This window comes from Rhodococcus sp. BP-241 (genome assembly GCF_019836145.1).
Lineage (GTDB): Bacteria > Actinomycetota > Actinomycetes > Mycobacteriales > Mycobacteriaceae > Rhodococcoides.
Window position 1 is genome coordinate 146,267 of sequence record NZ_JABUEI010000006.1, and the last position, 22,682, is coordinate 168,948.

At 69.4% G+C, this 22,682-nt stretch carries 22 protein-coding genes; all 22 read right to left on the reverse strand.

The annotated features are described in order from the left end of the window. The 22 genes from HQ308_RS14240 to dacB all read right to left on the reverse strand — a co-directional run bounded on the left by HQ308_RS14240 (position 1) and on the right by dacB (position 22,653). Positions 1-753 carry a VOC family protein gene (locus tag HQ308_RS14240; protein ID WP_222646806.1) on the reverse strand — a complete coding sequence of 251 codons (753 nt, stop codon included), beginning with the start codon at positions 751-753 and terminating at the stop codon, positions 1-3. 103 nt (positions 754-856) lie between these two features. Continuing rightward, complete coding sequence (locus tag HQ308_RS14245) at positions 857-3,391, reverse strand: ATP-dependent Clp protease ATP-binding subunit (RefSeq protein ID WP_027506459.1); 2,535 nt, start codon at positions 3,389-3,391, stop codon at positions 857-859. Between the two features lie 388 nt (positions 3,392-3,779). Further along, positions 3,780-4,133, reverse strand: coding sequence for an Lsr2 family protein (locus HQ308_RS14250; protein WP_222633172.1), 354 nt, complete (start codon positions 4,131-4,133; stop codon positions 3,780-3,782). A gap of 111 nt (positions 4,134-4,244) precedes the next feature. Then, positions 4,245-5,777, reverse strand: a complete 1,533-nt coding sequence (lysS, locus tag HQ308_RS14255; RefSeq protein ID WP_222646807.1) for a lysine--tRNA ligase — start codon at positions 5,775-5,777, stop codon at positions 4,245-4,247. A 22-nt stretch (positions 5,778-5,799) separates the two neighbouring features. Continuing rightward, the gene (locus tag HQ308_RS14260) at positions 5,800-6,246 is read right to left on the reverse strand and encodes a rhodanese-like domain-containing protein (protein ID WP_027506462.1); all 447 of its coding nucleotides are present in this window, start codon (positions 6,244-6,246) and stop codon (positions 5,800-5,802) included. Beyond that, the gene (locus HQ308_RS14265; RefSeq protein WP_235579015.1) at positions 6,246-6,782 is read right to left on the reverse strand and encodes a cysteine dioxygenase family protein; all 537 of its coding nucleotides are present in this window, start codon (positions 6,780-6,782) and stop codon (positions 6,246-6,248) included. The genes HQ308_RS14260 and HQ308_RS14265 overlap by 1 nt, the downstream gene beginning before the upstream one ends. Before the next feature lie 139 nt (positions 6,783-6,921). Further along, positions 6,922-7,716 (reverse strand): type III pantothenate kinase, encoded by a 795-nt coding sequence (locus tag HQ308_RS14270; RefSeq protein WP_027506464.1) that lies wholly within the window; start codon positions 7,714-7,716, stop codon positions 6,922-6,924. Further along, positions 7,716-8,156 carry an aspartate 1-decarboxylase gene (gene panD, locus HQ308_RS14275; protein ID WP_222646808.1) on the reverse strand — a complete coding sequence of 147 codons (441 nt, stop codon included), beginning with the start codon at positions 8,154-8,156 and terminating at the stop codon, positions 7,716-7,718. The genes HQ308_RS14270 and panD overlap by 1 nt, the downstream gene beginning before the upstream one ends. Positions 8,157-8,255: 99 nt before the next feature. Beyond that, a complete protein-coding gene (gene panC, locus HQ308_RS14280; RefSeq protein WP_222646809.1) occupies positions 8,256-9,185 on the reverse strand; it encodes a pantoate--beta-alanine ligase in 930 nt (309 codons plus the stop codon). Positions 9,186-9,195: 10 nt separating this feature from the next. Next, positions 9,196-10,122, reverse strand: a complete 927-nt coding sequence (locus tag HQ308_RS14285) for a Rossmann-like and DUF2520 domain-containing protein (protein ID WP_222646810.1) — start codon at positions 10,120-10,122, stop codon at positions 9,196-9,198. A gap of 156 nt (positions 10,123-10,278) precedes the next feature. Continuing rightward, a complete protein-coding gene (locus tag HQ308_RS14290; protein ID WP_222646812.1) occupies positions 10,279-11,400 on the reverse strand; it encodes a DUF6779 domain-containing protein in 1,122 nt (373 codons plus the stop codon). Positions 11,401-11,479: 79 nt separating this feature from the next. Further along, complete coding sequence (locus HQ308_RS14295) at positions 11,480-11,947, reverse strand: DUF3180 domain-containing protein (RefSeq protein ID WP_027506469.1); 468 nt, start codon at positions 11,945-11,947, stop codon at positions 11,480-11,482. After that, on the reverse strand, positions 11,944-12,471 hold the full coding sequence (folK, locus tag HQ308_RS14300) for a 2-amino-4-hydroxy-6-hydroxymethyldihydropteridine diphosphokinase (protein WP_027506470.1): 528 nt from the start codon (positions 12,469-12,471) through the stop codon (positions 11,944-11,946). Before folK ends, HQ308_RS14295 begins: the two co-directional genes overlap by 4 nt. After that, on the reverse strand, positions 12,468-12,833 hold the full coding sequence (folB, locus tag HQ308_RS14305; RefSeq protein WP_027506471.1) for a dihydroneopterin aldolase: 366 nt from the start codon (positions 12,831-12,833) through the stop codon (positions 12,468-12,470). The genes folK and folB overlap by 4 nt, the downstream gene beginning before the upstream one ends. Continuing rightward, positions 12,830-13,657 carry a dihydropteroate synthase gene (gene folP / locus HQ308_RS14310; RefSeq protein ID WP_222646964.1) on the reverse strand — a complete coding sequence of 276 codons (828 nt, stop codon included), beginning with the start codon at positions 13,655-13,657 and terminating at the stop codon, positions 12,830-12,832. The genes folB and folP overlap by 4 nt, the downstream gene beginning before the upstream one ends. Positions 13,658-13,702: 45 nt before the next feature. Further along, positions 13,703-14,329 carry a GTP cyclohydrolase I FolE gene (folE, locus tag HQ308_RS14315; protein WP_027506473.1) on the reverse strand — a complete coding sequence of 209 codons (627 nt, stop codon included), beginning with the start codon at positions 14,327-14,329 and terminating at the stop codon, positions 13,703-13,705. Between the two features lie 103 nt (positions 14,330-14,432). Then, a complete protein-coding gene (ftsH, locus tag HQ308_RS14320) occupies positions 14,433-17,078 on the reverse strand; it encodes an ATP-dependent zinc metalloprotease FtsH (protein ID WP_222646814.1) in 2,646 nt (881 codons plus the stop codon). Positions 17,079-17,282: 204 nt separating this feature from the next. Next, complete coding sequence (locus tag HQ308_RS14325) at positions 17,283-18,629, reverse strand: amidase (protein WP_222646815.1); 1,347 nt, start codon at positions 18,627-18,629, stop codon at positions 17,283-17,285. Positions 18,630-18,633: 4 nt separating this feature from the next. Beyond that, positions 18,634-19,188, reverse strand: a complete 555-nt coding sequence (gene hpt, locus HQ308_RS14330; RefSeq protein WP_027506476.1) for a hypoxanthine phosphoribosyltransferase — start codon at positions 19,186-19,188, stop codon at positions 18,634-18,636. Between the two features lie 10 nt (positions 19,189-19,198). Then, on the reverse strand, positions 19,199-20,194 hold the full coding sequence (tilS, locus tag HQ308_RS14335) for a tRNA lysidine(34) synthetase TilS (RefSeq protein WP_222646817.1): 996 nt from the start codon (positions 20,192-20,194) through the stop codon (positions 19,199-19,201). A 13-nt stretch (positions 20,195-20,207) separates the two neighbouring features. Next, a complete protein-coding gene (locus tag HQ308_RS14340; protein ID WP_222646819.1) occupies positions 20,208-21,230 on the reverse strand; it encodes a zinc-dependent metalloprotease in 1,023 nt (340 codons plus the stop codon). A 34-nt stretch (positions 21,231-21,264) separates the two neighbouring features. Next, a complete protein-coding gene (gene dacB, locus HQ308_RS14345; protein ID WP_222646821.1) occupies positions 21,265-22,653 on the reverse strand; it encodes a D-alanyl-D-alanine carboxypeptidase/D-alanyl-D-alanine-endopeptidase in 1,389 nt (462 codons plus the stop codon). Between the last annotated feature and the right edge of the window lie 29 nt (positions 22,654-22,682).

A 22,682-nucleotide genomic window follows, 5' to 3' on the forward strand; every position in this document is an offset into this window, starting at 1 on the left:
TCAGACGCTCGGGTCGACGGCGATCACCGCAAGGACGTTGCCGGACGGGTCGGTGAACCACGCGATGTCCGGGCCGTTCCCCCGCATGACACCCTTGTCGTCCTGCGGTGCCCCGTCGTATCGGACGAACTCGACACCTCGCGCCGTGAGGTCGGCGACCGTGGTGTCGATGTCACGCGTCGGGATGTTCAGCACGGTGTGCGTGGCCGGTACGTGATCCGGCTTGGGGTAGGCGAGCATGCTGGTGCGTCGGTCGATGCGAATCCAGGAAGTACCCATCTCGGACGGCAGTACGCGCATGCCCAGGACATTGCGGTAGAAGCGCGTGGTGTCCTCCATGTCTCGGACCGCGATGCCGGAGAACGGCGTTGTCGGAGCGCCCATCTGCGCTTCCATCTCGTCCCGCAGACGGACCAGCTGGATCCAGTTGCCGTCGGGATCCTTCGCGGTGGCGAACAGGTCCCCGTCGCGGCTCTCGAGGGGACTCACCCACTCGCCGCCGAGCGCGTCGATTCGACCGGCGACCGCCTCCGGGTCGTCCGGTTCCACGTTCAGGACGACGCGCGCACCCTCTCGATTCGGGCCCGTCACGTCGTCACGCTCGTCGAACATGACGAAGAAGCCGTCGAGGTCGATCACGGTGTACGGGCCCATCGACATCGGCGGCGCCTCGAACACCTCCCCGTACCACCGGACGAGCGCTTCGGGATCGGGGCTGGACAGGAGCATCGAGTTCACGGTTGCAGTAGCCATACCGGTACAGACCGGGCGGTGCGGCCGAACTCATCGCGAGAGACACCACGAGCGCAGAACGGGCGAGACCCGTGAGGGTCCCGCCCGTTGCCGTGCGTACGTACTACTCGGAGCTCTCGCCCGACTTCGCCAGGTCGACGGTCAACTCGTCGGGAAGGCTGATCGGCTTCTTCTCGCCGCGGAAGGTGAAGACTGCGTCTTCGCCCTGTCCTTCGCCGTCCCAGTTGTCGACGTCGACCAGCACGATCTGACCCGGCTCGATCTCGCCGAACAGGATCTTCTCGGACAGCTGGTCCTCGATCTCGCGCTGGATCGTGCGACGCAGCGGACGCGCACCCAACACCGGGTCGAATCCACGCTTCGCCAGGAGCGCCTTGCCCTTGTCCGTGACCTCGATGGCCATGTCCTTGTTCTTGAGCGCAACCTCCACTCGCGCCAGCATGAGATCGACCATCTGGATGATCTCGTCCTTGGTGAGCTGGTGGAAGACGACGATGTCGTCGATGCGGTTCAGGAACTCGGGGCGGAAGTGCTTCTTCAGCTCGTCGTGCACCTTGAGCTTCATGCGCTCGTAGTTGGAGCCACTGCCCTCACCCGAGGAGAAGCCCAGCCCGACGGCCTTGGAGATGTCCGACGTACCGAGGTTCGAGGTGAAGATCAGCACGGTGTTCTTGAAGTCGACCGTACGACCCTGACCGTCTGTGAGACGGCCGTCCTCGAGCACCTGCAGGAGCGTGTTGTAGATCTCCTGGTGAGCCTTCTCGATCTCGTCGAACAGCACCACGGAGAACGGCTTGCGGCGCACCTTCTCGGTGAGCTGGCCACCCTCTTCGTAGCCCACGTATCCGGGGGGCGCACCGAACAGACGCGATGCGGTGAACCGGTCGTGGAACTCGCCCATGTCGATCTGGATGAGCGCGTCGTCCTCGCCGAACAGGAAGTTCGCCAGAGCCTTCGACAGCTCCGTCTTACCCACACCGGACGGGCCGGCGAAGATGAACGAGCCGGACGGACGCTTCGGGTCCTTCAGTCCTGCGCGGGTACGGCGGATGGCCTTCGAGACCGCCTTGACCGCCTCGACCTGGCCGATGATGCGCTTGTGGAGTTCGTCCTCCATGCGCAGGAGACGCGTGGTCTCCTCCTCGGTCAGCTTGAACACGGGGATGCCGGTCCAGTTGCCCAGGACCTCGGCGATCTCGTTGTCGTCGACCTCGGCGATGACGTCGAGGTCTCCGCTACGCCACTGCTTCTCGCGCTCGGCGCGCTGCGCGACGAGCTGCTTCTCCTTGTCGCGCAGGTTGGCCGCCTTCTCGAAGTCCTGCGCGTCGATCGCGGACTCCTTCTCCCGACGAGCATCGGCGATCTTGTCGTCGAAGTCGCGCAGGTCCGGCGGCGCCGTCATCCGACGGATGCGCATGCGCGCGCCCGCCTCGTCGATGAGGTCGATCGCCTTGTCCGGCAGGAAGCGGTCGTTGATGTACCGGTCGGCCAGGGTCGCGGCCGCCACGAGCGCGCTGTCGGTGATCGAGACGCGGTGATGCGCCTCGTACCGGTCGCGCAGACCCTTGAGGATCTCGATCGTGTGATCGACCGACGGCTCGCCGACCTGCACCGGCTGGAAGCGACGCTCGAGGGCCGCGTCCTTCTCGATGTACTTGCGGTACTCGTCGAGCGTGGTGGCACCGATGGTCTGGAGCTCACCACGAGCGAGCTTCGGCTTCAGGATGGAGGCCGCGTCGATCGCGCCCTCGGCAGCACCCGCGCCGACGAGCGTGTGCAGCTCGTCGATGAACAGGATGATGTCGCCGCGGGTGTTGATCTCCTTGAGCACCTTCTTCAGGCGCTCCTCGAAGTCACCGCGGTACCGGCTGCCGGCGACGAGCGAGCCCAGGTCCAGCGTGTAGAGCTGCTTGTCCTTGAGCGTCTCGGGAACCTCGCCGTTGACGATCGCCTGCGCGAGGCCCTCGACGACGGCGGTCTTGCCGACGCCGGGCTCACCGATGAGCACCGGGTTGTTCTTGGTACGGCGGCTCAGCACCTGCATGACGCGCTCGATCTCCTTCGCGCGTCCGATGACCGGGTCGAGCTTGCCCTCGAGTGCGGCCTGCGTGAGGTTGCGGCCGAACTGGTCGAGCACCAGCGACGTGGACGGTGTGCCCGCCTCGCCGCGGCTGCTGCCGGACTCGCTGGGCTCCTTGCCCTGGTATCCGGACAGGAGCTGGATGACCTGCTGGCGCACGCGATTGAGATCGGCGCCGAGCTTGACCAGCACCTGCGCAGCCACACCCTCGCCCTCACGGATGAGGCCGAGCAGGATGTGCTCCGTGCCGATGTAGTTGTGTCCGAGCTGCAGCGCCTCACGCAGGCTGAGCTCGAGGACCTTCTTGGCACGCGGAGTGAACGGGATGTGCCCGGACGGTGCCTGCTGGCCCTGGCCGATGATCTCCTCGACCTGGCTGCGTACACCTTCGAGGGAGATCCCGAGCGACTCCAGAGACTTCGCCGCCACGCCTTCACCCTCGTGGATGAGACCCAGCAGGATGTGCTCCGTGCCGATGTAGTTGTGGTTGAGCATCCGGGCCTCTTCTTGGGCCAGGACGACGACGCGCCGTGCGCGGTCGGTGAACCTCTCGAACATCGCTCTCCCTCACACTGATGACGGGGCAGGCGTCGGACCCTCTAGTCCGAACCTCGAGCCCGACTCTCACTCTAGTTGCCGTGACCTTCGAGTGCCGCTCCGCCGGGGAAGTTCATCCGACGGCGAACGGTGGCTCCCACGCCCTCGGCGCGTCCATCGGGACGACACCGGCACCCTTGTATGCAGTCACAACGCACTGCACCGGAGATTCGTTACCACGAGCGGCAGCGGATTCACCGTTCCCGCCTTCGCCCGCAGCGAACGGCCTACTCCTGATCGGCACCCACGGCAATGGGTCGGCGTGATGAGACGTGACGGACATTCCGCCCATCCATTGGAGTCATTGTCATTCAATCGAATGACAATGACTCCGACAGACAGGACAGAATCACGAAGAAAGTTCCCAGGCCCGCACGATCTCGGACGATATGCGGCCCCGCGCGCTGATCTCGAAACCTTGCGTGCGCGCCCATTCCCGTATTGCAGCACTGCGCGCCCGATCGGCCGCTCCGCGTGTCCGCGTGCCCCCGGACGAGCTCGCGGCCGACCCTCCCCCGGTCGTCCGCGTCGACACCCGCCGCGCGTGCTGGATCCACTGATCCATGACTTTCCGCAGCTCATCGGCATTCGAGTTGGACAGATCCAACTCGAACCACGTGCCGTCCAACCCGATCGACACCGTCTCGTCAGCCGGTACGTTGTCGACGTCGTCGACCAGCGTGACCGTCACCTTCTTGACCATTCGACGCATTCCCCCCTCCGAACACAGCGACACTTTTCGCCGAGCAGGATCGATAATAGCGCGCATTACCGAGGCCTTGCAGCGTACCGAGTGGAATGTTCCATTCGGGCGTCAGCCGCGGTCGGGACGCACCAATGGAAAGAGGATGGTCTCGCGAATACCCAGCCCTGTGAGCGCCATCAGAAGGCGGTCGATGCCCATTCCCGTACCCGTTGTGGGCGGCATCGCGTACTCCATGGCGGTGAGGAAGTCCTCGTCGAGAACCATGGCCTCGTCGTCGCCGGCCGACGCCAGCCGGGCCTGATCGACGAAGCGCTCGCGCTGCACGACGGGATCGACGAGCTCCGAGTAGCCGGTGGCGAGCTCGAAGCCCCGCACGTAGAGGTCCCACTTCTCCACCACACCGGGGATGCTGCGATGGGCCCGGACCAGAGGCGACGTCTCCACGGGGAAGTTGCGGACGAACGTCGGAGTGTGGAGCTGGTCCCCGCAGCTGTGCTCCCACAGCTCCTCGACAAGCTTACCGTGGCCCCACCCCTTGTCCGTCGGCACGGCGAGACCCACCCGATCGGCCAGTGCACGCAGGTCGCCCGGGCTCGTCTCCGGTGTCACCTCGATGCCGACGGCGGCCGACAACGACGGGTACATCTCGATGGTGGTCCACTCGCCCGCGAAGTCGTACGCGGAACCGTCCGCGAGGGTGACCTGGAGCGACCCGTACACGGCCTGGACGACTTCCTGCACGAGCTCGCGCGTCATCACTGCGGAGTCGTCGTACGTGCCGTAGGCCTCGTACGTCTCGAGCATCGCGAACTCCGGGGAGTGCGTGGAGTCGATGCCCTCGTTGCGGAAGTTGCGGTTGATCTCGAAGACCCGGTCGATGCCGCCCACGACCGCCCGCTTGAGAAACAGTTCGGGAGCGATGCGGAGGAACAGGTCGATGTCGAGCGCGTTCGAGTGCGTCGTGAACGGTCGGGCCGCGGCGCCGCCGTGCAGCGTCTGGAGCATCGGGGTCTCGATCTCCAGGAATCCGCGGCGCTCGAGCCCGTCACGCAGTGCGCGCAGCGCGGCGACGCGGCGGCGGGCGTTCTCCCGCGCCTCGGGACGCACGATGAGGTCGACGTACCGCTGGCGGACGCGGGACTCCTCGTTCATCTCCTTGTGGGCGACGGGCAGGGGCCGCAGCGACTTGGACGCCATCTGCCACTCGTCCGCCATGACGCTCAGCTCGCCGCGTCGGGAGCTGATCACCTCGCCGTGCACGAAGATCATGTCGCCGAGATCGACGTCCGACTTCCACAGCGCCAGCGCGTCCTCGCCGACACCGGCGAGGGAGATCATGGCCTGGAGCTGCGTGCCGTCCCCGTCCTGCAGCGTCGCGAAGCAGAGTTTGCCGGTGTTGCGCAGGAAGATGACGCGACCGGCCACCCCCACCTGCTCGCCGGTGTGCGTGTCCGGCTCGAGCGCGGGATGCGCAGCCCGGACCTCGGCCAGCGAGTGCGTCCTCGCGACCGACACCGGATACGCCTCGCGCCCGGACTCCAGCAGCCGGGCGCGCTTCTCGCGGCGGATGCGCACCTGTTCCGGGGTGTCGTCGGTGGGAACGGCGGCGGGGTCGGTGTCTGCTCGTGGTGTCTCGGTCACGACTGCCCAGCCTATAGAGAGGTCAGTGCGCGACGAGAGTGCGCCCTTCGCGCAGGCAGTGCCGTGCGCTCCCCACGACGCCGGTGAGCCCGGCGTCGACGATGGCGCGGTACCCACCGATGACGTCGGACGCTCGCGTGAGCCCTAGTTCCTGCAGCGCCGCGGCGGCCAGCGAGGAGGTGTAGCCCTCGGAGCACAGCACGATCCACTCGACGTCGTGATCCACCGCGATGGCCAGGCGTGCGCTGCTCGTGGGGTCGCACCGCCACTCGAGGACGTTGCGCTCGACGGCCAGTGCCCCCGGCATGGTCCCCTCCAGCGCGCGCTGCGCCTGGGGGCGGATGTCGACGAGTACCGCGCCGCGCGCGACGGCATCGGCCAGCTCGGAGACGTCCGTGCGGCGGTACGTGGACCGTGCGCGCTCGAGCATGTCGTCGATGCTCGATCGGGTGGTGGGTCGAGTCGTCATCACGCGTCTCCCTCGGGCAGGTCGGTCAGGACGGACCGGGTGCGGCGCAGAGCACCGCGCTCGCCGATCTCGTAGTAGGACATGGCCGTCAGCGGCGGCGAGTACGCGTGCACGCTCAGTGTCGGACCGCTCACGGTCACCGGGTCCGATGTCGGGGCCGGTGCGTGGGTGACGTCGTGGACCCACCCCAGCGGGAAGGACGCCTGATCACCCGCGTCCAGGCGGCGGTGATGCAGACCCTCACCGTTCCAACGGTATTCGCTGAGCGAGCCGCTCAGGACGGTCAGCGCGCCGAGCGATCCGGCGTGGTCGTGCAGTTCGGTGGACTTGTCCGGCACCCAGCTGATGAGCCACAGGTCGACCAGATCGTCCGAATGCAGACGGGCACACCACCGTTCACCGGCTGGGAACACTCCACCGGGCGGGAGAAGCGCATCATGGCGACCGTCGAGCACGTCCGCCGCACCTTGATCGGTGAGGCGCAGCAGATCGGCGGGACGCAGAGAGGTGGGGGCGACAGCAGAGAGCGAGAGCACGACAGGACTCCAGGGAGGTGTGATGACAGTCAGGGCAGGCGTCAGCCCCGACAACACTCCCGAGCACCCGTGCGATCAGTCACCCCGAAAGTGTGGCACACCGTTCGGCAGCGCGCCACCTCGACCGTCGTGGCCTCGATCAGCGGCGACGGGCCTGATTGCGCTCGTAGACCAGCCGCAGTCCCGCCAACGTGAGGTCCGGCTCGATGCGATCGATCGACGAGGAGTCGTCCATGACGAGCGACGCCGTGTCGCCGGTGGCCACCACGACGACGTCGTCGCCGTCGAAGCCGGGCACCTCGCGGCACACCCGGTCGACGATGCCGTCGACGAGACCGGCGAAGCCGAAGATCGCACCCGACTGCATGGCCTCGACGGTGTTCTTGCCCAGAACACCTCGGGGCCGGACCAGTTCGACCTTGCGCAGCGCCGCGGAGCGGGACGCGAGCGCGTCCATGGAGATCTCGAGTCCGGGTGCGATCGATCCGCCCAGGAACTCCCCCTTCGCCGACACGACGTCGACACACGTGGACGTCCCGAAGTCGACGATGATGCACGGGGCGTCGTACAGGTGGTGGGCCGCGAGGCTGTTGACGATGCGGTCGGCGCCCACCTCTTTCGGATTGTCCACCAGCAGAGGCACTCCCGTACGCACGCCGGGCTCGACGACCACGTGGGGAACGTGCGACCAGTACCGCCCCAGCATCGTCCGGATCTCGCGCAGCACCGACGGGACCGTCGAGAGCGCCGCGACACCCGTGATGGTCTCCACGTCGGGACCGAGGAGACCGCGAAAGGTCAACGCGAGTTCGTCCGCCGTCATCGACGCGTCCGTCCGCATCCGGCGTTGCCGCGTGAGCCGCGCGTGGTCACCGCTGCCGGTGAACACGCCCAACACGATGTTGGTGTTGCGGACGTCGACGGTGAGCAGCATCAGACCGAGACCGTGTCACGCGTGTCCGCGGTGAGTGTGCGCGGCGAGATCAGTCCGGAGCCGGCCGGGCTGTCCGCCGGATCGGTGCCCACCTGGACGGGGCGGTTGTCGGCGTCGACGAACACCACGTTCGGCGCGTACTCGGCGACCTGGGCCGGATCGAGGATGCCGTAGGCGATGATGATCACCAGATCACCCGGGTGCACGAGATGCGCTGCGGCGCCGTTGATCCCGACCACTCCCGATCCACGCTGCCCCGCGATGACGTAGGTCTCGAGCCGAGCACCGTTGTCGATGTCCACGATGGTCACCTGCTCACCCTCGAGCAGCGCGGCGGCGTCGAGCAGGTCCTGATCGATGGTCACCGACCCCACGTAGTGCAGATCGGCGTGGGTCACGGTGGCGCGGTGGATCTTCGAGGTCATCATCGTGCGGAGCATGGTGGGTCCTTACCTGTCTGGAGCCGGGCGGAGTTGCGGGCAGGCCGGAGGCCGGTCGGTTGGAGCGGGCAGGCCGGAGGCCGGTCGGTCGGAGTGGAGTCAGGAGTGGCCGAGATGGCGTTGTCCGGCTGCGGATTCCGGATCGCGACCCTGGAATCCGGTACCGAGAGCGACGCCCACGTTGTCGAGCAGGCGCGTGGTGCCCACGCGGGCGGCGACCAGCAACCGTCCGTCTCCCTCCTCGGGTGCGTCACGGAGATCGGCGCCGCGTACCTCGAGGTAGTCGACGTCCACCTCCGGCACCGTGTCGAGCACCGACTGCGCCGCCGCCAGAACGGCATCCGAACCACCCTCGGCAGCATGGGTGCCGGCGATCAGCGCTGCCGACAGGGCCACCGCGAGGGACCGCTGGTGCTCGTCGAGGTACCGGTTGCGCGAGGACAGGGCGAGACCGTCGGACTCGCGAACGATGGGGACGCCGCGGATCTCGACGTCGATGTTCAGGTCACGCACCATCTGGTCGATCAGGACCAGCTGCTGGTAGTCCTTCTCCCCGAAGTAGGCCGTGGTGGGTGCGACGATGCCGAGCAGCTTCGCGACCACCGTCAGCATCCCGGCGAAATGGCCGGGCCGCGAAGCGCCTTCGAGTTCGGCACCGAGCGGACCGGGGTGCACCGTCGTCCGCGGACCGCGCGGGTACATGTCCTGCACACTCGGGACGAAGGCCAGTTCCACCCCGGCTGCGCGCAGCACGTCCAGGTCGGCGTCGAGGGTGCGCGGGTACGCGTCGAGATCCTCCCCCGCCCCGAACTGCAGCGGGTTGACGAAGATCGACACCACGACGACAGCGCCGCTCCGCTTCGCCATCTCCACGAGCTGGACGTGACCGGCGTGCAACGCACCCATGGTGGGCACGAGCGCGACTCGGCGTCCCGCCGAGCGCAGGGCTCGGGTGACCGACCGGACCACATCGGGTGCGTGATGCACCGTCAGTTCACCCGGTGTGTACGCGCCGTCGAGTGCACTCACGGCTGCCTCCTCATTCGTTGTCCCGCAGGACGTTCATTACGGTGTCGTCCGCGCCGGCCCGCTCGGCCGTACGCAGTGACATCGCGCGATAGCCCGCGGCGATCCGCGGGTCGAGATCGGTCAACGCATCGAGATGCCTGGACACCGTCGCCCCGTCGCCGCGCGCCACCGGACCGGTCAACGCGCCCTGTCCGCTGCGCAGCACGTTGTCCAACGCCGCCGACAGCAGTGGCGCCAGAACCCGCTCCGCCACACCACCGGGACGCTGCTCCACCGGCTGCTGGCCGGGAAGTTCCTCGTGGGCCAACGCGTCCCGCAGCGCGTCGAGGGCGTCGACGACCAGAGTGACCAGGTGGTTCGACCCGTGGGCGAGCGCGGCGTGGTACAGCGTGCGCGCCTCCTCGGGCACACCCACGGGCTCGCCGCCGATCTCGAGCACCAGTCCCTGCGCGATCGCGAGGCCGATCTCGTCGGCCGCCGTGATGCCGAAGCACGCGGTCGCCAGACGGTCGGTGTCCTCGGGTTTGCCGCTGAAGGTCATGGCGGGGTGCACGGCCATCGTCACCACCCCTCGGCCCGCCAGCGGCGCGAGGATGCCGACACCGTTGGCGCCGGACGTGTGCAGCACGAGAGTTCCGGGCGACACCGCATCGGTGCGCGCCAACCCGCGGACCAGCGCGTCCAGTTCCTGATCCGGCACCGCCAGGATCAGCAGTTCACTGCGCCGCGCCACATCCGTGGCCGGCATGATCTCCGCGTCGGGGAGGCGGGTCTCGGCGCGGCGCCGGGACGCGTCGGAGACGGCGGCACAGCCGAACACGACGTGGCCGACGCGTTCGAGCGCCTCACCCAGCGCGGTACCGACCCGGCCTGCGGACACGACACCGACGGACAGGCGCGCCGGGGCGGGGTCGGACGTGACTCGATCGGGGGACAAGAAGGGTCCTCTCGGGGATACAGTTCCAGTCCCGCTCGGCGGGTACCGGACTCATCGACGCCCACACTAGTGTCCGGCGTCGACCGACCGCCATGCGACGCCGGTCACACCCGCGGCGCAGATCTCACTCGACGAAGCTCTCACTCGGCGCGGTGTCTACTCGGCACGGCGGCGCCGGCGACCCGATCCTGTCGACGCATCCGCGGTGCCCATCCCCGCGAGGATGTCCGCGACGGAGCGCCCACTCGAATGTGCTCCCGATCCTGCGTCGACCGGTGCGTCGGACTCGTCGTCCGGATCCGCAGCGCGTCGTCGACCGCCCGACTGCACGGGTGCGACGGGCGCGGGTTCCGGAAGCTCGGGCTGTTCCGGCTCGGGTTCGGGCTCGACGTCCAGGGTCGGCAGCGGATCGGGTTCGGGCTGCGGCTCGGGTTCGGGGAGCGGCTCGGGCTCCGGCAGGGGTTCGGGCTCGGGTTCGGGTTCCGGCAGCGGTTCCGGCTCGGGCTCGGGTTCCGGCTCGGGAAGGGGTTCCGGCTCGGGGGCGACGGGAATGCTGTCGGCGCGGTGACTCGACGGGTTCCACTCGGGGGTGCGCGGCGACTGCGGTGCGGGTGCCGGATGGAAGGTGCCGTCGTGATCGAACTCGCCGCCGATGACCGACGTCTCCGCCGTGACCGGGTCGTCGAAGGGAGTGGCGAATCCGGGCCGGGAGTAGGTCGGATCGGGGGCGAAGCTCGGCGGGCGGGTGCGCGATCCGGGAACGTACAGACCGGACGGCGCCGGCTCGTAGCCGCTGTAGGAGCGCTCGGCCAGCTCCCGCATCCGCATCGCCTCGCCGGCGATGGCAGCGCGGTCGTCCGGCAACTCGCCGTCGAACAGCATCTCGAGGCTGCGGCGCAGCGACGCGAGTTCGGCTCGGAGAGCACGCATCTCGTCTCCGTCGGCACCGATCTCGGCGCGTACCCGCGACTCGACGCCGAGCTCGTACTCGCGGCGAGCGGCGATCTCCCGCTCCAGCTGGAGCTCGTATACGGTCTGCAGATCGCGCGCCTTCATCTGATCCACCGCGGCGTCGCGGCGGTACTTCGTCATCGCGAACGCGCCGAGAACGGCGGCCCACAGCGCTGCCACGATGCCCACGCGCAGCAGCGGAACGCTGTCGCTGAGGATCATCAGAACGCTGGCCACCACGCCCAGCAGAACCAGACCGGCGAGAGCCGTGTGGTTGCCGCCGCGTTTCGTGCGACGGTTCGCCTTGCTCCTGCCGGTGTCCGTCATGAATCCCAGGGTAACGGCTCGGGCGGCTGTCGCACTTCACCATGCACGGACGGGGTGTCCGAGGACGGCCGCGATCGGGTCAGTGGGCGGGCTCGTCGGCTCCGTCGTCCGGTGTCCGGCAGCAGTGCTCGAGCCACAGGGCAGCGGCCACGGCGACGATCCCGGCGACGAGGCCGATCAGCGCTCCCGGCGTGTCCTCCGACGCCGCGCGCACCGAGGACCGCAGGGGCAGCAGATGGATCAGCAGACCGGCCCACACTCCCGCCGCCGCTGCACCGACGAGGGCCGCGGCCTTCGCCAGCGCGACGGCGCGCGCGACCGTGATCGGATGCAGCTGGCCGGGCCCGGGGCCGATCCTCCGGGTGCGCAATCGGGACCGCACCAGCAGACCCACGACCACGAGGACGACCGCCACCGGATACAGCGACGCTCCGGCGAACGTCGAGATCGGCGGAACAGACCCGTAGAACGAGGACGCGAGGATCCAGGTGGCCACCACGGCGAACGCCGCGAGCGCGACGAGGTCGCGCACGCGCGTCGGGCTCACGTGGAGTCACCGCCGGCCCGCCCGCAGCGCACCGGGTCCCACAGCCGTGTCTCGGTGCGACGCACACCGGCGCGTTCGGACTCCGGCAGCTCGGCCAGCAGGTCGCGCACCGATCGGCCACGCAGCACGGCGTCGGGATCCGCGTCCAGCCACGGTGCGAGGACGAAGGCGCGCTCGTGCGCCAGTGGGTGCGGAAGAATCAGCTCGGGGTCGTCGCTGACGACGTCGTCGCACACGACGATGTCCACGTCGACGGTCCGCGGTCCCCAGCGCTGCACCCGCTCACGGTGAGCGGCCGTCTCCAACTGCTGTCCCCGTCGCAACCAGCCCCGGCAGTCGGTGTTCTCGTCGTCCACGATCACGACGGCGTTGAGGAAGTCCTGCTGGTCGATGCCGCCCCACGGGGCGGTGGCGAACACGGTCGACACCGCGACGACGGCGTCACCGAGACCCTCGACCACGGCCCGCAACTGCTGTTCGCTGTCCCCGATGTTGCTCCCGATCGAGAGCACCGCGCGGGTCACGCAGACCTCGATCGGGTCACCACGACGGCCACGTCCGTGAAGGTCAGGGGGATCGGAGCCGACGGCTTGTGCAGGGTGACCTCGACGCGTTCCACGCGCGGATCCGTCAGGACACCGTCGGCGATCTCGCTCGCGACCGTCTCGATGAGATCGCGACTCGGCCCCGCGACGACCGCGGCGGCGGCCTCGGCCAACTCGCCGTAGTGCGCCGTCTTCGTCAGGTCGTCCGATGCCGCGGCCGGGGCGAGATCCATGTGGACGACGAGGTCGACGAGGAAGTCCTGCCCGTCGCGCTTCTCGTGGTCGAAGACACCGTGATTGCCGCGCACGGTCAATCCGCGCAGCTCGATGCGATCGGTCATGTCGTGCCTTTCGGTTCGGTCGGGCCGTGCCACTGCCGGTGCACGGCGAGAGCGTCGAGAGTGCCGACGGCGTCGTGGACGCGCACCCCCCAGGCGCCCGCCACGGCGGACAGCACCGAGATCGCGGCCGTCGCAGCGTCGCGGCCGTGCGGAGAGCGAGGCTGCCCGTCGCGGGCGAGCAGAGTGCCGAGGAATCGTTTGCGGGACGCACCTACCAGCACGGGAATGCCCGTGTCGACGAGACGATCGAGTCGGCGGAGCAACGCCCAGTTGTGCTCCGCGTTCTTGGCGAAGCCGAGCCCCGGATCGAGGACGATGCGGGAACTGTCCACCCCGGCGGCGACGGCCGCGTCGACCTGGCGGAGCAGTCCGCTGCGCACGTCCTCGACGATGTCGCCGTAGTCGTGCTCCTCCGCGGCACCCGGTCGGTGGGTCCAGTCGACGGTGGAACGCCAGTGCATGAGCACCCAGGCGACGCCGGCATCGGCGACGACACCCGCCATGTCGGGATCGGCGCGGCCACCGGAGACGTCGTTGACGATGGACACGCCCGCACCGATCGCCGCGGTCGCCACGGATGCCCGCATCGTGTCGACGCTGACGCACACGCCGTGGGCGACCAACTCGGCGATCACCGGTGCGACGCGCTCCGCCTCGACGGACGGGTCGACGCGGTCGGCTCCCGGACGTGTCGACTCGCCCCCCACATCGACGATGTCGACACCCGCGGCGTGCAGTTCGAGGCCGTGCCGCACCGCGGCGTCGACGTCCAGGTAACGGCCGCCGTCCGAGAACGAGTCGGCCGTGACGTTGACGACGCCCATCACCACGGGCCCGTCCGCGTGCGGAAGCGTGAACACGAGCGGCGCCTACTTGCGAAGGATGAGATCCAGCGCCTCGGACCGGGACACCGCGCTGGACTGGAACACACCGCGCACGGCGGAGGTGGTGGTGCTGGCGCCCGGCTTACGGATTCCCCGCATCGCCATGCAGAGGTGCTCGGCCTCCATCACCACGATGACTCCGCGCGGTTCGAGCTTGCGCATCATCGCGTCGGCGACCTGCGAGGTGAGACGCTCCTGCACCTGCGGCCGCTTCGCGTACAGGTCGACGACCCGCGCCAGCTTCGACAGGCCCGTCACCCGGCCCGACTTGCCCGGGATGTAGCCGACGTGCGCGACGCCGTGGAAGGACACCAGGTGGTGCTCGCACGTCGAGTACATCGGGATGTCCCGCACGAGGACGAGCTCGCGGTGCGCCTCGTCGAACGTCGTTCCCAGCACCTCGTCAGGATCGACGAACAGTCCGCCGAACATCTCTCTGTATGCACGCGCCACTCGAGCGGGCGTGTCCTTCAGCCCCTCGCGCTCGGGGTCCTCACCCACCGCGAGCAGCAGCTCGCGAACGGCCGCCTCGGCGCGCTCCTGATCGAACGTCCGACCGGACACCACGGACACGGGCTCGTCGATCGACTGATCGGCTTGGTTGACGGACACGGGAGGTCCCTTCGCTGACGGGCGCGCTGCCGATGGATCAGAGCAGCCGGAGTGATGTGCGGGCGGGTGCGGCCGCACGGACGAGAGGGTCGGACGAGCGACTCTAGCGCGCGTCCGGGCCCTCCCACCGCTGGGTGTTCGGCGGCAGCTGGGGATCCTCGGCCTCGTCACGCGGAGGCTGGTACTGCCCCTCCGGGTTCTGCGGGTTGCGGTAACGCGGCTCGGGCTGAGCCGGCTCCCCCACACCCGAACCGGGGTACTGCCCGTACGGCTGCGGATCCTGGTACGGCTCCTGATAGGGCTGCGGTTCCCGGTAGGCCTGCGGTTCCCGATAGGGCTGCGGCTCCTGGTATGGCTGCGGTTCCTGGTAGGGCTGGGGCTCGTCGTACCCGCGCGGTTCCTGGTACCCACGCGGACCCTGGTAGCCCTGCGGGTCACCCTGACCCTGCGGCTGCCCGTAGCCCTGCGGCTGGCCGTAGCCCTGCGGCTGGCCATAGCCCTGCGGCTGGCCATAGCCCTGCGGCTGGCCGTAACCCTGCGGCTCCGGGTACCGCGGTGCCTCGTTCTCGCGAGGAGGCCATCCCGGTGCGGACCAGCCGGCCGGTGCCCCGTAGTCGGGCATCGAGGAGCCGGGACGGCCGCCGCGATGTGCGCCACCCTGACCGTTCGGGGTCGACCCGTTCTGGCCCTGCCCGTTCTGACCGTGACCGTTCTGGCCGTGCCCGTTCTGGGCGTGGCCGTTCTGGCCGTTCTGTGCCTGACCGTTCTGGGCCTGGCCGGCGTAGCTCGGCTCCTTGACGATCGAGACGGGGGGCCACGGCTCCCCGCGCTCGGTCGCGAGCTCGCGCGGCGTCTTCACCGGGGGCTTGGACGACGGAACTCGATCACCGAAGTCGTTGAACGCGGTGATGCGGGGACGCTTCTCGACGCCGGTGAAGATCTTCTCCAGATCCTTGCGCGTGAGCGTCTCGCGCTCGAGCAGCTCGGTGGCCAGGATGTCGAGGACGTCGCGGTAGTCGTTCAGGATGGCCCACGCCTCGGTGTGCGCGGCCTCGATGAGGTTGCGCACCTCCCCGTCGATCTCCCGCGCGACCTCGTGCGAGTAGTCGGACTGGACGCCCATCGAGCGGCCCAGGAACGGATCGCCCTGCTCCTGGCCGTACCGGACGGCGCCGAGCTTGCTGCTCATGCCGTACTCGGTGACCATGGCGCGAGCGATCTTGGTCGCCTGGTCGATGTCGGACGACGCTCCCGTGGTCGGCTCGTGGAAGACGAGCTCCTCGGCAGCGCGGCCGCCCATCGCCATGACGAGGCGCGCGATCATCTCGGAGCGCGTCATCAGGCCCTTGTCGTCCTCCGGCACCGTCATCGCGTGACCACCGGTGCGGCCGCGGGCGAGAATGGTGACCTTGTAGATCGGCTCGATGTCGGGCATCGCCCACGCAGCCAGGGTGTGACCGCCCTCGTGGTACGCCGTGATCTTGCGCTCGTGCTCGCTGATGATGCGGCTCTTGCGTCGAGGTCCGCCGATGACGCGGTCCACCGACTCCTCGAGGGCGGCCTCGGTGACCACGGTGCCGTTCTCCCGCGCCGTGAGCAGTGCGGCCTCGTTGATGACGTTCGCGAGATCCGCGCCCGACATGCCGACGGTGCGCTTGGCCAGACCCTCGAGGTCGGCGTCCTGCGCGATCGGCTTGCCCTTCGAGTGCACCGCGAGAATCGCGCGGCGTCCTGCGAGGTCGGGGGCGCCGACCGGGATCTGCCTGTCGAAACGGCCAGGGCGCAGCAGTGCCGGGTCGAGGATGTCGGGACGGTTCGTGGCGGCGATGAGGATGACGCCCGTCCGCTCACCGAACCCGTCCATCTCGACGAGCAGCTGGTTGAGGGTCTGCTCGCGCTCGTCGTGGCCACCACCGAGACCGGCGCCACGCTGGCGACCGACGGCGTCGATCTCGTCGACGAAGATGATGCAGGGGCTGTTCTGCTTGGCCTGCTCGAACAGGTCGCGCACCCGTGAGGCACCCACACCGACGAACATCTCGACGAAGTCGGAACCGGAGATGGTGAAGAACGGCACGCCGGCCTCACCGGCGACGGCGCGGGCGAGCAGCGTCTTGCCGGTTCCGGGAGGGCCGTACAGCAGCACGCCGCGGGGGATCTTCGCGCCGAGTGCCTGATAGCGGGCCGGGTTCTGCAGGAAGTCCTTGATCTCGTACAGCTCTTCGACCGCTTCGTTCGCGCCTGCCACGTCCGCGAACGTCGTCTTCGGCATGTCCTTGGTGAGCTGCTTGGCCTTGGACTTGCCGAAGCCCATGACACCGCCACGCCCGCCGCCCTGCATGCGCGACATCACGAAGATGAAGATGCCCAGCAGGATGATCATCGGGAGCAGGAACACCAGGATCGACGTGAACCAGCTGTCCTGCGTCACCTCGGTGTCGTAGCTCTCGGCACCCGACGCGGCGACCTTGTCGAAGATCTGCTGCGACGCGGCGTCCGGGTACTGCGAGATGATCTGCGTCTCGTTGCCGGTGGCGTCGTTGCCGCTCTTCAGCGTCAGACGAACCTGCTGCTCACGGTCGTCGATCTGCGCGGTCTGCACGTTCTGGTCGTCGAGCTGCGCGACGGCGACCGACGTGTCGACACTCTTCCACCCCCGCGTGTCGTCGCCGAAGTAGCTGAAGGCGAAGATCACCAACAGGATGCCGGCGACTATCGCCAGGTTGCGGAACAAAGTCTTGCGGTTCATACAGCGTCGCCCTCGATGGCAGTCGGACTCACAGGCAGGTGGTCATGGTTCGCGTCGGTCGGCCGGCAGCAGTTCTCGATCGTTGCCGGTTGCGCACCGGACAAGCCAGGTTACCGCGGATGCGGACGGCCGGGCGGCGCGCACATCTCGGTCAACGCGCCGACACGCGGTGAGGTTCCCGCGCCCAGCTGCGCGTGACGAGTGTTACCGGTCGGCCGCGGTGCGTGGCCAGGGCCGATGCTGTTCGATCTGTGCCGCGAGCGCCAGCAGTCGACGCTCGGACCCGGGAGGTCCCGCCAGCTGCACGGCCAGCGGAGTCCCCGACTCGGGATGGAGTCCCGCGGGCACACTCACGGCCGGCCACCCCAGCAAGTTCCACGGTGCCGCGAAGGGTGCGTAGCGAATGTTGGCCGCCATGTTGGCTGCCCACCCGCGCTCGCTCCACTGGTCCGCACGGATCGGCGGCGCGGCGAGCGCCGGCGTCAGCACCACGTCGACACTCTCGAAGTACGAGCGCATGCGTCGCGTGAGCGTCTCGGTCTGCGACGGCCGCACGAACCGTGCCGCTCGCCGACCCACCGCGATGTGGCGACGGGTTCGCTTCTGCAGCGCCGACACGTCGAGCCCGGCGGCGTCCGCGGCTCCGCCGGCCGTCCAGCGGGCGAGCTGCCCGAGTGGACTGGCCGGGTAGGGCAGCGCTGCCGTGCTGGTGCGGTGCCCGATCCGCTCGAGCTCCCGGGCGACGTCGAGTGCGGCCTGCCGGAAGTGGGGATCCACTCGCACGACGGGCGACGGCGACTCCACGGCGACCCCGATGCGCGTGGTCTCGGGAGCGTCGACGTAGGCGAGATCCGGATCGTCCGCCATGACCGAGAGCAGGAGCGCCGCGTCGGCGACGGTCGTGGTCAACGGACCGTTCTCCGACATGCCGAACCACGAGCCGTTGCCCAGTTCGGACGGGACGAGGCCGAGCCCCGGCTTGATGCCGACCAGTCCGCAGTTCGCGGCGGGGATCCGGATGGACCCCATGCCGTCGTTGCCGTGGGCGACGGGCACCATGCCCGAGGAGACCGCGGCGGCGGCGCCACCGGACGATCCGCCCGGGGTGAGGTCACGGTTCCACGGATTGCGGGCGATGCCGTCGGCACCGTCCGTCGCGCCCCACAGGCACAGCTCGGGAACCGAGGTGAGACCGACGACCACGGCGCCCGCGCCGCGCAGGCGCGCGACCACCGGGTGATCCGCGGCGGCGGGAGTGTCGGATGTCGCGAGCGAACCGTTGCGCATCGGGTAGCCCGTCACCGGGACGTTGTCCTTGATCGCCACCGGGACGCCGGCGAGCGGCAGAGCGCGCAGATCCGCTCGGACGGCGATCGCGTCCGCTTCCCGGAGCACCTCGTCGGGACGCACCACGACGAACGCGTGCAGGTCGTCGTTCCGAGCGGCGATGCGGTCCAACGCTTCTCGGGCTACCGCGGCAGGTTGGACCCGCCCGTTCCGGACGTCGTCCGCGATGGACGTGGCGGTGGGGCCGACCTGTTCGCGCGACATTCGATCAGCCTCCGTAGACCCGGGGTTCCAGCAGTCCGATGTAGGGAAGGTCGCGGTAACGCTCGTCGTAGTCGAGGCCGTAGCCCACGACGAACTCGTTCGGGATGTCGAAGCCGACGTTCGCGACGTCGACGTCCACCTTCACCGCGTCGGGCTTGCGGAGCAAGGTGACCACCTCGAGCGACGCGGGCTGGCGCGTGGCGAGGTTCTTCATCAACCACGACAGCGTCAGACCGGAGTCGATGATGTCCTCCACGATGAGGACGTGGCGGCCGTGGATGTCGCGGTCGAGGTCCTTGAGGATGCGGACGACGCCCGACGAGGACGTGGACGATCCGTACGAACTGACCGCCATGAACTCGAGCTGGCTCGGGATCGGCAGTGCGCGTGCGAAATCCGTCATGAACATGATGGCGCCCTTGAGAACTCCGACGAGCAGCAGATCACCCTCGGGAGCCCCCACCGGATAGCGAGCGGCGATCTCCTCGGCCAGCTCGGCGATACGCTTGTCGATCTCCTCTCGGGAGATCAGGATCGATGCGATGTCGCCCTCGTACACGGGTGTCCCTTCACTCGCTCGCGGCCCGGCCGGTCCACCGAACCAGGTCGAGCTTGCCACGTCGTCTCTCGACGACCAACCTCTCGACCGGGCCGCCCCCGGCCACCGCGACGCCGCCCTGCCCGCGCCACGCGCCGACGAGATCGTCCACGGCGCGCACCTGCGCCTCGTTGCGCAACGGCACTCCCCGGTCGGCCAGCCACTCGCGGATCACCCGCCGACGGAGTGCACCCGGTACCTCCACGAGGGCGGACGCCTCCAGCGCGTCGCCGACGCGGGCGGACACGGCGATGTCCGCGGCGAGTGCGTCGAGAACGGCGCCGTCCTCGCGCAGCTGGTCGGCGGTGCGCGCGAGCGCGCCGGCGACACCGCCGTGCAGGACGTCCTCCAGCAGCGGGAGCACCTCGCCGCGGAGTCGGACCCGAACGAAGGACGGGTCGAGGTTGTGCGGGTCGTCCCACGCGGCGAGACCCAGTTCGGCGCACGCGCCGACGGTGGACTCGCGGCGCACGGTCAACAGCGGACGACCTCGCGGCGGGTCCCAGGCCGCCATCCCCCGCAGCGATCGGGACCCGGATCCGCGGGCGAGTCCGAGCAGGACGGTCTCGGCCTGATCGTCCAGCGTGTGGCCCAGCAGGATCGGGCGGTCACCGCGGACCGCGTCGAGAGCGGCGTACCGGGCGCGCCGGGCCGCGGCCTCGGGTCCACCCGCCCCGGTCACCGACACGGTCCTCACCTCGGCGCGGGAACACCCGAGGTCTCGTGCCTGCTCGGCGGCCCTGTGCGCCACCTCGGCCGAACCCGCCTGCAGCGCGTGGTCGACGACCACGGCGTGCACCTGTGCGCCCTCGGCCACACAGGCGGCGGTGAGCGCCAGCGAGTCCGCACCACCCGACAGCCCGACGACGACGGCGCGCTCCGGGCAGTGCTCCCCGAACCAGGCGCGCACCGCCCGCCGCACCGTGAGCAGGTGCGGGCCCTCCGGCATCGGGCGTGCCCCGGTCATGCCGGGACGCCGGTCATCCCAGAACTCGCTGCGTCCACTTCTCCGGCGCCTCGATCTCGGAGAGCAGCGGCAACGTGTCCGCGTCGGTCCACACGGTGTTGAAACGCTCCATGCCGACCTGGCCGACGACGGCGTCGACGAACGCCTTGCCGCGGACGTACTGCGCCATCTTCGCGTCCATCCCGAGCAGCGCGCGGATCACGCGCTGCACCGGGTTCTGCTTCCGCGTGCGACGGGCGTCGAAGGCCTTGCGGATCGCCGAGACCGACGGCACCACCGCGGGACCCACCGCGTCCATCACGTGGTCGGCATGGCCTTCGAGCAGCGTTCCGAGCACCAGCAGACGATCGAGTGCCTCCTGCTGCGCGGGTGCCTGCGTCGCCCGGAGCAGGCCGATGATGCCGCCGTCGCCGCCGTCCTGCCCGCGGGACCGCACCGCCGCCGCGAGGCGTCCCACGACGTCGGCCAGGAGCTCGTCTGCGCCGCCCTGCAGCGTGGTGACGTTGTCCTTCATGTAACCCGCGAGCCACGGCGACGACGAGAACTGCACGCGGTGCGTCACCTCGTGCAGACATACCCACAGTCGGAAGTCGCTGGGCCGCAGGCGAAGCGATCGCTCCACGGAGACGATGTTGGGTGCCACGAGCAGCAGCGTTCCGTCCGGACCGGTGAAGGGGTCGTACTGCCCGAGAATGGCCGTCGACAGGAACGCCAGCATCGCGCCCGCCTGCACGCCGCCCGGCTTGCCGCCGAGGAACGAACTGTCGTCGCCGTCGGAGTCACTGACGAGATGCCGCATCGACTCGGACGCGGCGGCGATCCACTCCGGCCGATCGAGCACGCGCGCCGCCGGGACGGGCAGACCGTCGGCGAGGCCCGTGACCTCGCGCACGGGGCCCTCGGCGCGTACCGACGCGTCGGCCAGTTCGCGCAGCGCCGCGTCCGCGGTGTACCGCGACGTCTTCGGACCCCGTGGTGCGAGCCGGGCACCCGTCCGGGCGGCCAGACCCCAATCGATCACACCAGTGTCGGACATGCCCTCACCCCTGTTCTCTCTCGGAATCGACCGGTCAGGTGCAGCCGCAGGAGCGGAGCGTCGACGCGAGTGCGTCCAGGGCCGGACGACCGACCTCGGGCGGCCTGTCGTTGGACATCAACGCGAACGTCAACACCCGGCCGCTCTCGTCGGTCACGTATCCGGCCAACGCACTGGCGGTCGAGAGCGTTCCCGTCTTGGCGCGCAGCCACCCCGCGGCCGTGCGGTCACCCGACGCGTAGCGGGCGGCGAGCGTGCCCGTGGCACCGGCGACGGGCAGGTAGTCGAGCATCGGCCGCAGGTTCTCGGTGCCGGACCCGGCGGCCCGGGTGACGAGCGCGCCCAGCACCCGGGCAGGGATGAGATTGTCGACGGAGAGTCCGCTGGTGTCCTCGAGCGTGACTCCGGTGACGTCGACGCCGTTCTTCTGCAGTGTCTCCAGGACGGCGTCCGTGGCCCCGTCGAACGACGCGGGCCGGCCCACCTCCTCGGCGATCTCGCGACCGACGGCCTCCGCGAGCACGTTGTCCGAGAACCCCAACATCTGCCCGAGCCGCTGCCGCAGAGGCGCGGACTGCACCGTCGCGAGAGATCCGGCACCGGACTGCGCGCGACCGTCCGTCACGACGGCCGGGTCCAGGCCGAGAGCACGCGCCAACGCCCGACCGGCGTCGAGACCGGGAGTGGCGCTGCGCGGCGACTCGTCGACCGTCGGCACCGAGCGACCCCCGTCGAGGGTGATCGGTTCGATGGGTGCGATGTATCCGGCGGCCACGTCGCCGGGGAACCAGCCCTGCGCCTGCTCCGGCCCCGAGTACGCGCCGCCGTCCACGGCGATGGACGTGACGGTCGTGCCGGACCTGCGGATCTGTTCGGCGAGGTCGTCGATGCGGGCTCCCCCGTCGTAGAACCCGGGTCGTCCGACCGGCTCCGCCGTGAGCGTGGGGTCGCCGTCACCGACGAGCACCACCTGACCGGCCGCGTCGCCCGCCACGACCTTGGTGGTCACACGGTGGTCGGCGGGCAGCGCCATCATGGCGGCCGCGGCCGTGAGGATCTTGGTGGTCGACGCCGGCGTCATGGGGGTGTCCGCATCGGCGCTCCACAACACCTCGCCGGTGATCGCGTCCGCGACGGATCCGGTGAAGCGGCCCAGATCGGGATTGCGCAGGGGTGCGGCGAGCACCGCCTCGAGGCCCGCCGGGCTCGGTTTCGGCGCGTCGGGTGAGACCGGAACCACCTGCGGGGCGGGCAGAACAGGCGACGGCTCGGGTGAGGTCGCCACGGGTGTCGAGTCCTCGGAGAGCGTGGGGGTGATCAGCGCGACGCCGACGATCGCCAGCACGAGCACCACGACCGAAACTCCGATCAGCAGCACGCGCGTGCGTAACGGCGTGCCGGACGGCCGCTTCCCTGAGCTCACGTCTCTCCTCCACTCGCGGGTCCGTGGCC

Excerpts from the sequence above, each read along its gene's own strand:
- HQ308_RS14240 (WP_222646806.1), bottom strand. The coding sequence starts at position 753 with ATGGCTACTGCAACCGTGAACTCGATGCTCCTGTCCAGCCCCGATCCC.
- HQ308_RS14245 (WP_027506459.1), bottom strand. The coding sequence starts at position 3,391 with ATGTTCGAGAGGTTCACCGACCGCGCACGGCGCGTCGTCGTCCTGGCC.
- HQ308_RS14250 (WP_222633172.1), bottom strand. The coding sequence starts at position 4,133 with ATGGTCAAGAAGGTGACGGTCACGCTGGTCGACGACGTCGACAACGTA.
- HQ308_RS14260 (WP_027506462.1), bottom strand. The coding sequence starts at position 6,246 with ATGACGACTCGACCCACCACCCGATCGAGCATCGACGACATGCTCGAG.
- HQ308_RS14270 (WP_027506464.1), bottom strand. The coding sequence starts at position 7,716 with ATGCTGCTCACCGTCGACGTCCGCAACACCAACATCGTGTTGGGCGTG.
- panD (WP_222646808.1), bottom strand. The coding sequence starts at position 8,156 with ATGCTCCGCACGATGATGACCTCGAAGATCCACCGCGCCACCGTGACC.
- HQ308_RS14290 (WP_222646812.1), bottom strand. The coding sequence starts at position 11,400 with ATGACGGACACCGGCAGGAGCAAGGCGAACCGTCGCACGAAACGCGGC.
- folB (WP_027506471.1), bottom strand. The coding sequence starts at position 12,833 with ATGACCGATCGCATCGAGCTGCGCGGATTGACCGTGCGCGGCAATCAC.
- folP (WP_222646964.1), bottom strand. The coding sequence starts at position 13,657 with ATGGGCGTCGTCAACGTCACGGCCGACTCGTTCTCGGACGGCGGCCGT.
- ftsH (WP_222646814.1), bottom strand. The coding sequence starts at position 17,078 with ATGAACCGCAAGACTTTGTTCCGCAACCTGGCGATAGTCGCCGGCATC.
- HQ308_RS14325 (WP_222646815.1), bottom strand. The coding sequence starts at position 18,629 with ATGTCGCGCGAACAGGTCGGCCCCACCGCCACGTCCATCGCGGACGAC.
- tilS (WP_222646817.1), bottom strand. The coding sequence starts at position 20,194 with ATGACCGGGGCACGCCCGATGCCGGAGGGCCCGCACCTGCTCACGGTG.
- HQ308_RS14340 (WP_222646819.1), bottom strand. The coding sequence starts at position 21,230 with ATGTCCGACACTGGTGTGATCGATTGGGGTCTGGCCGCCCGGACGGGT.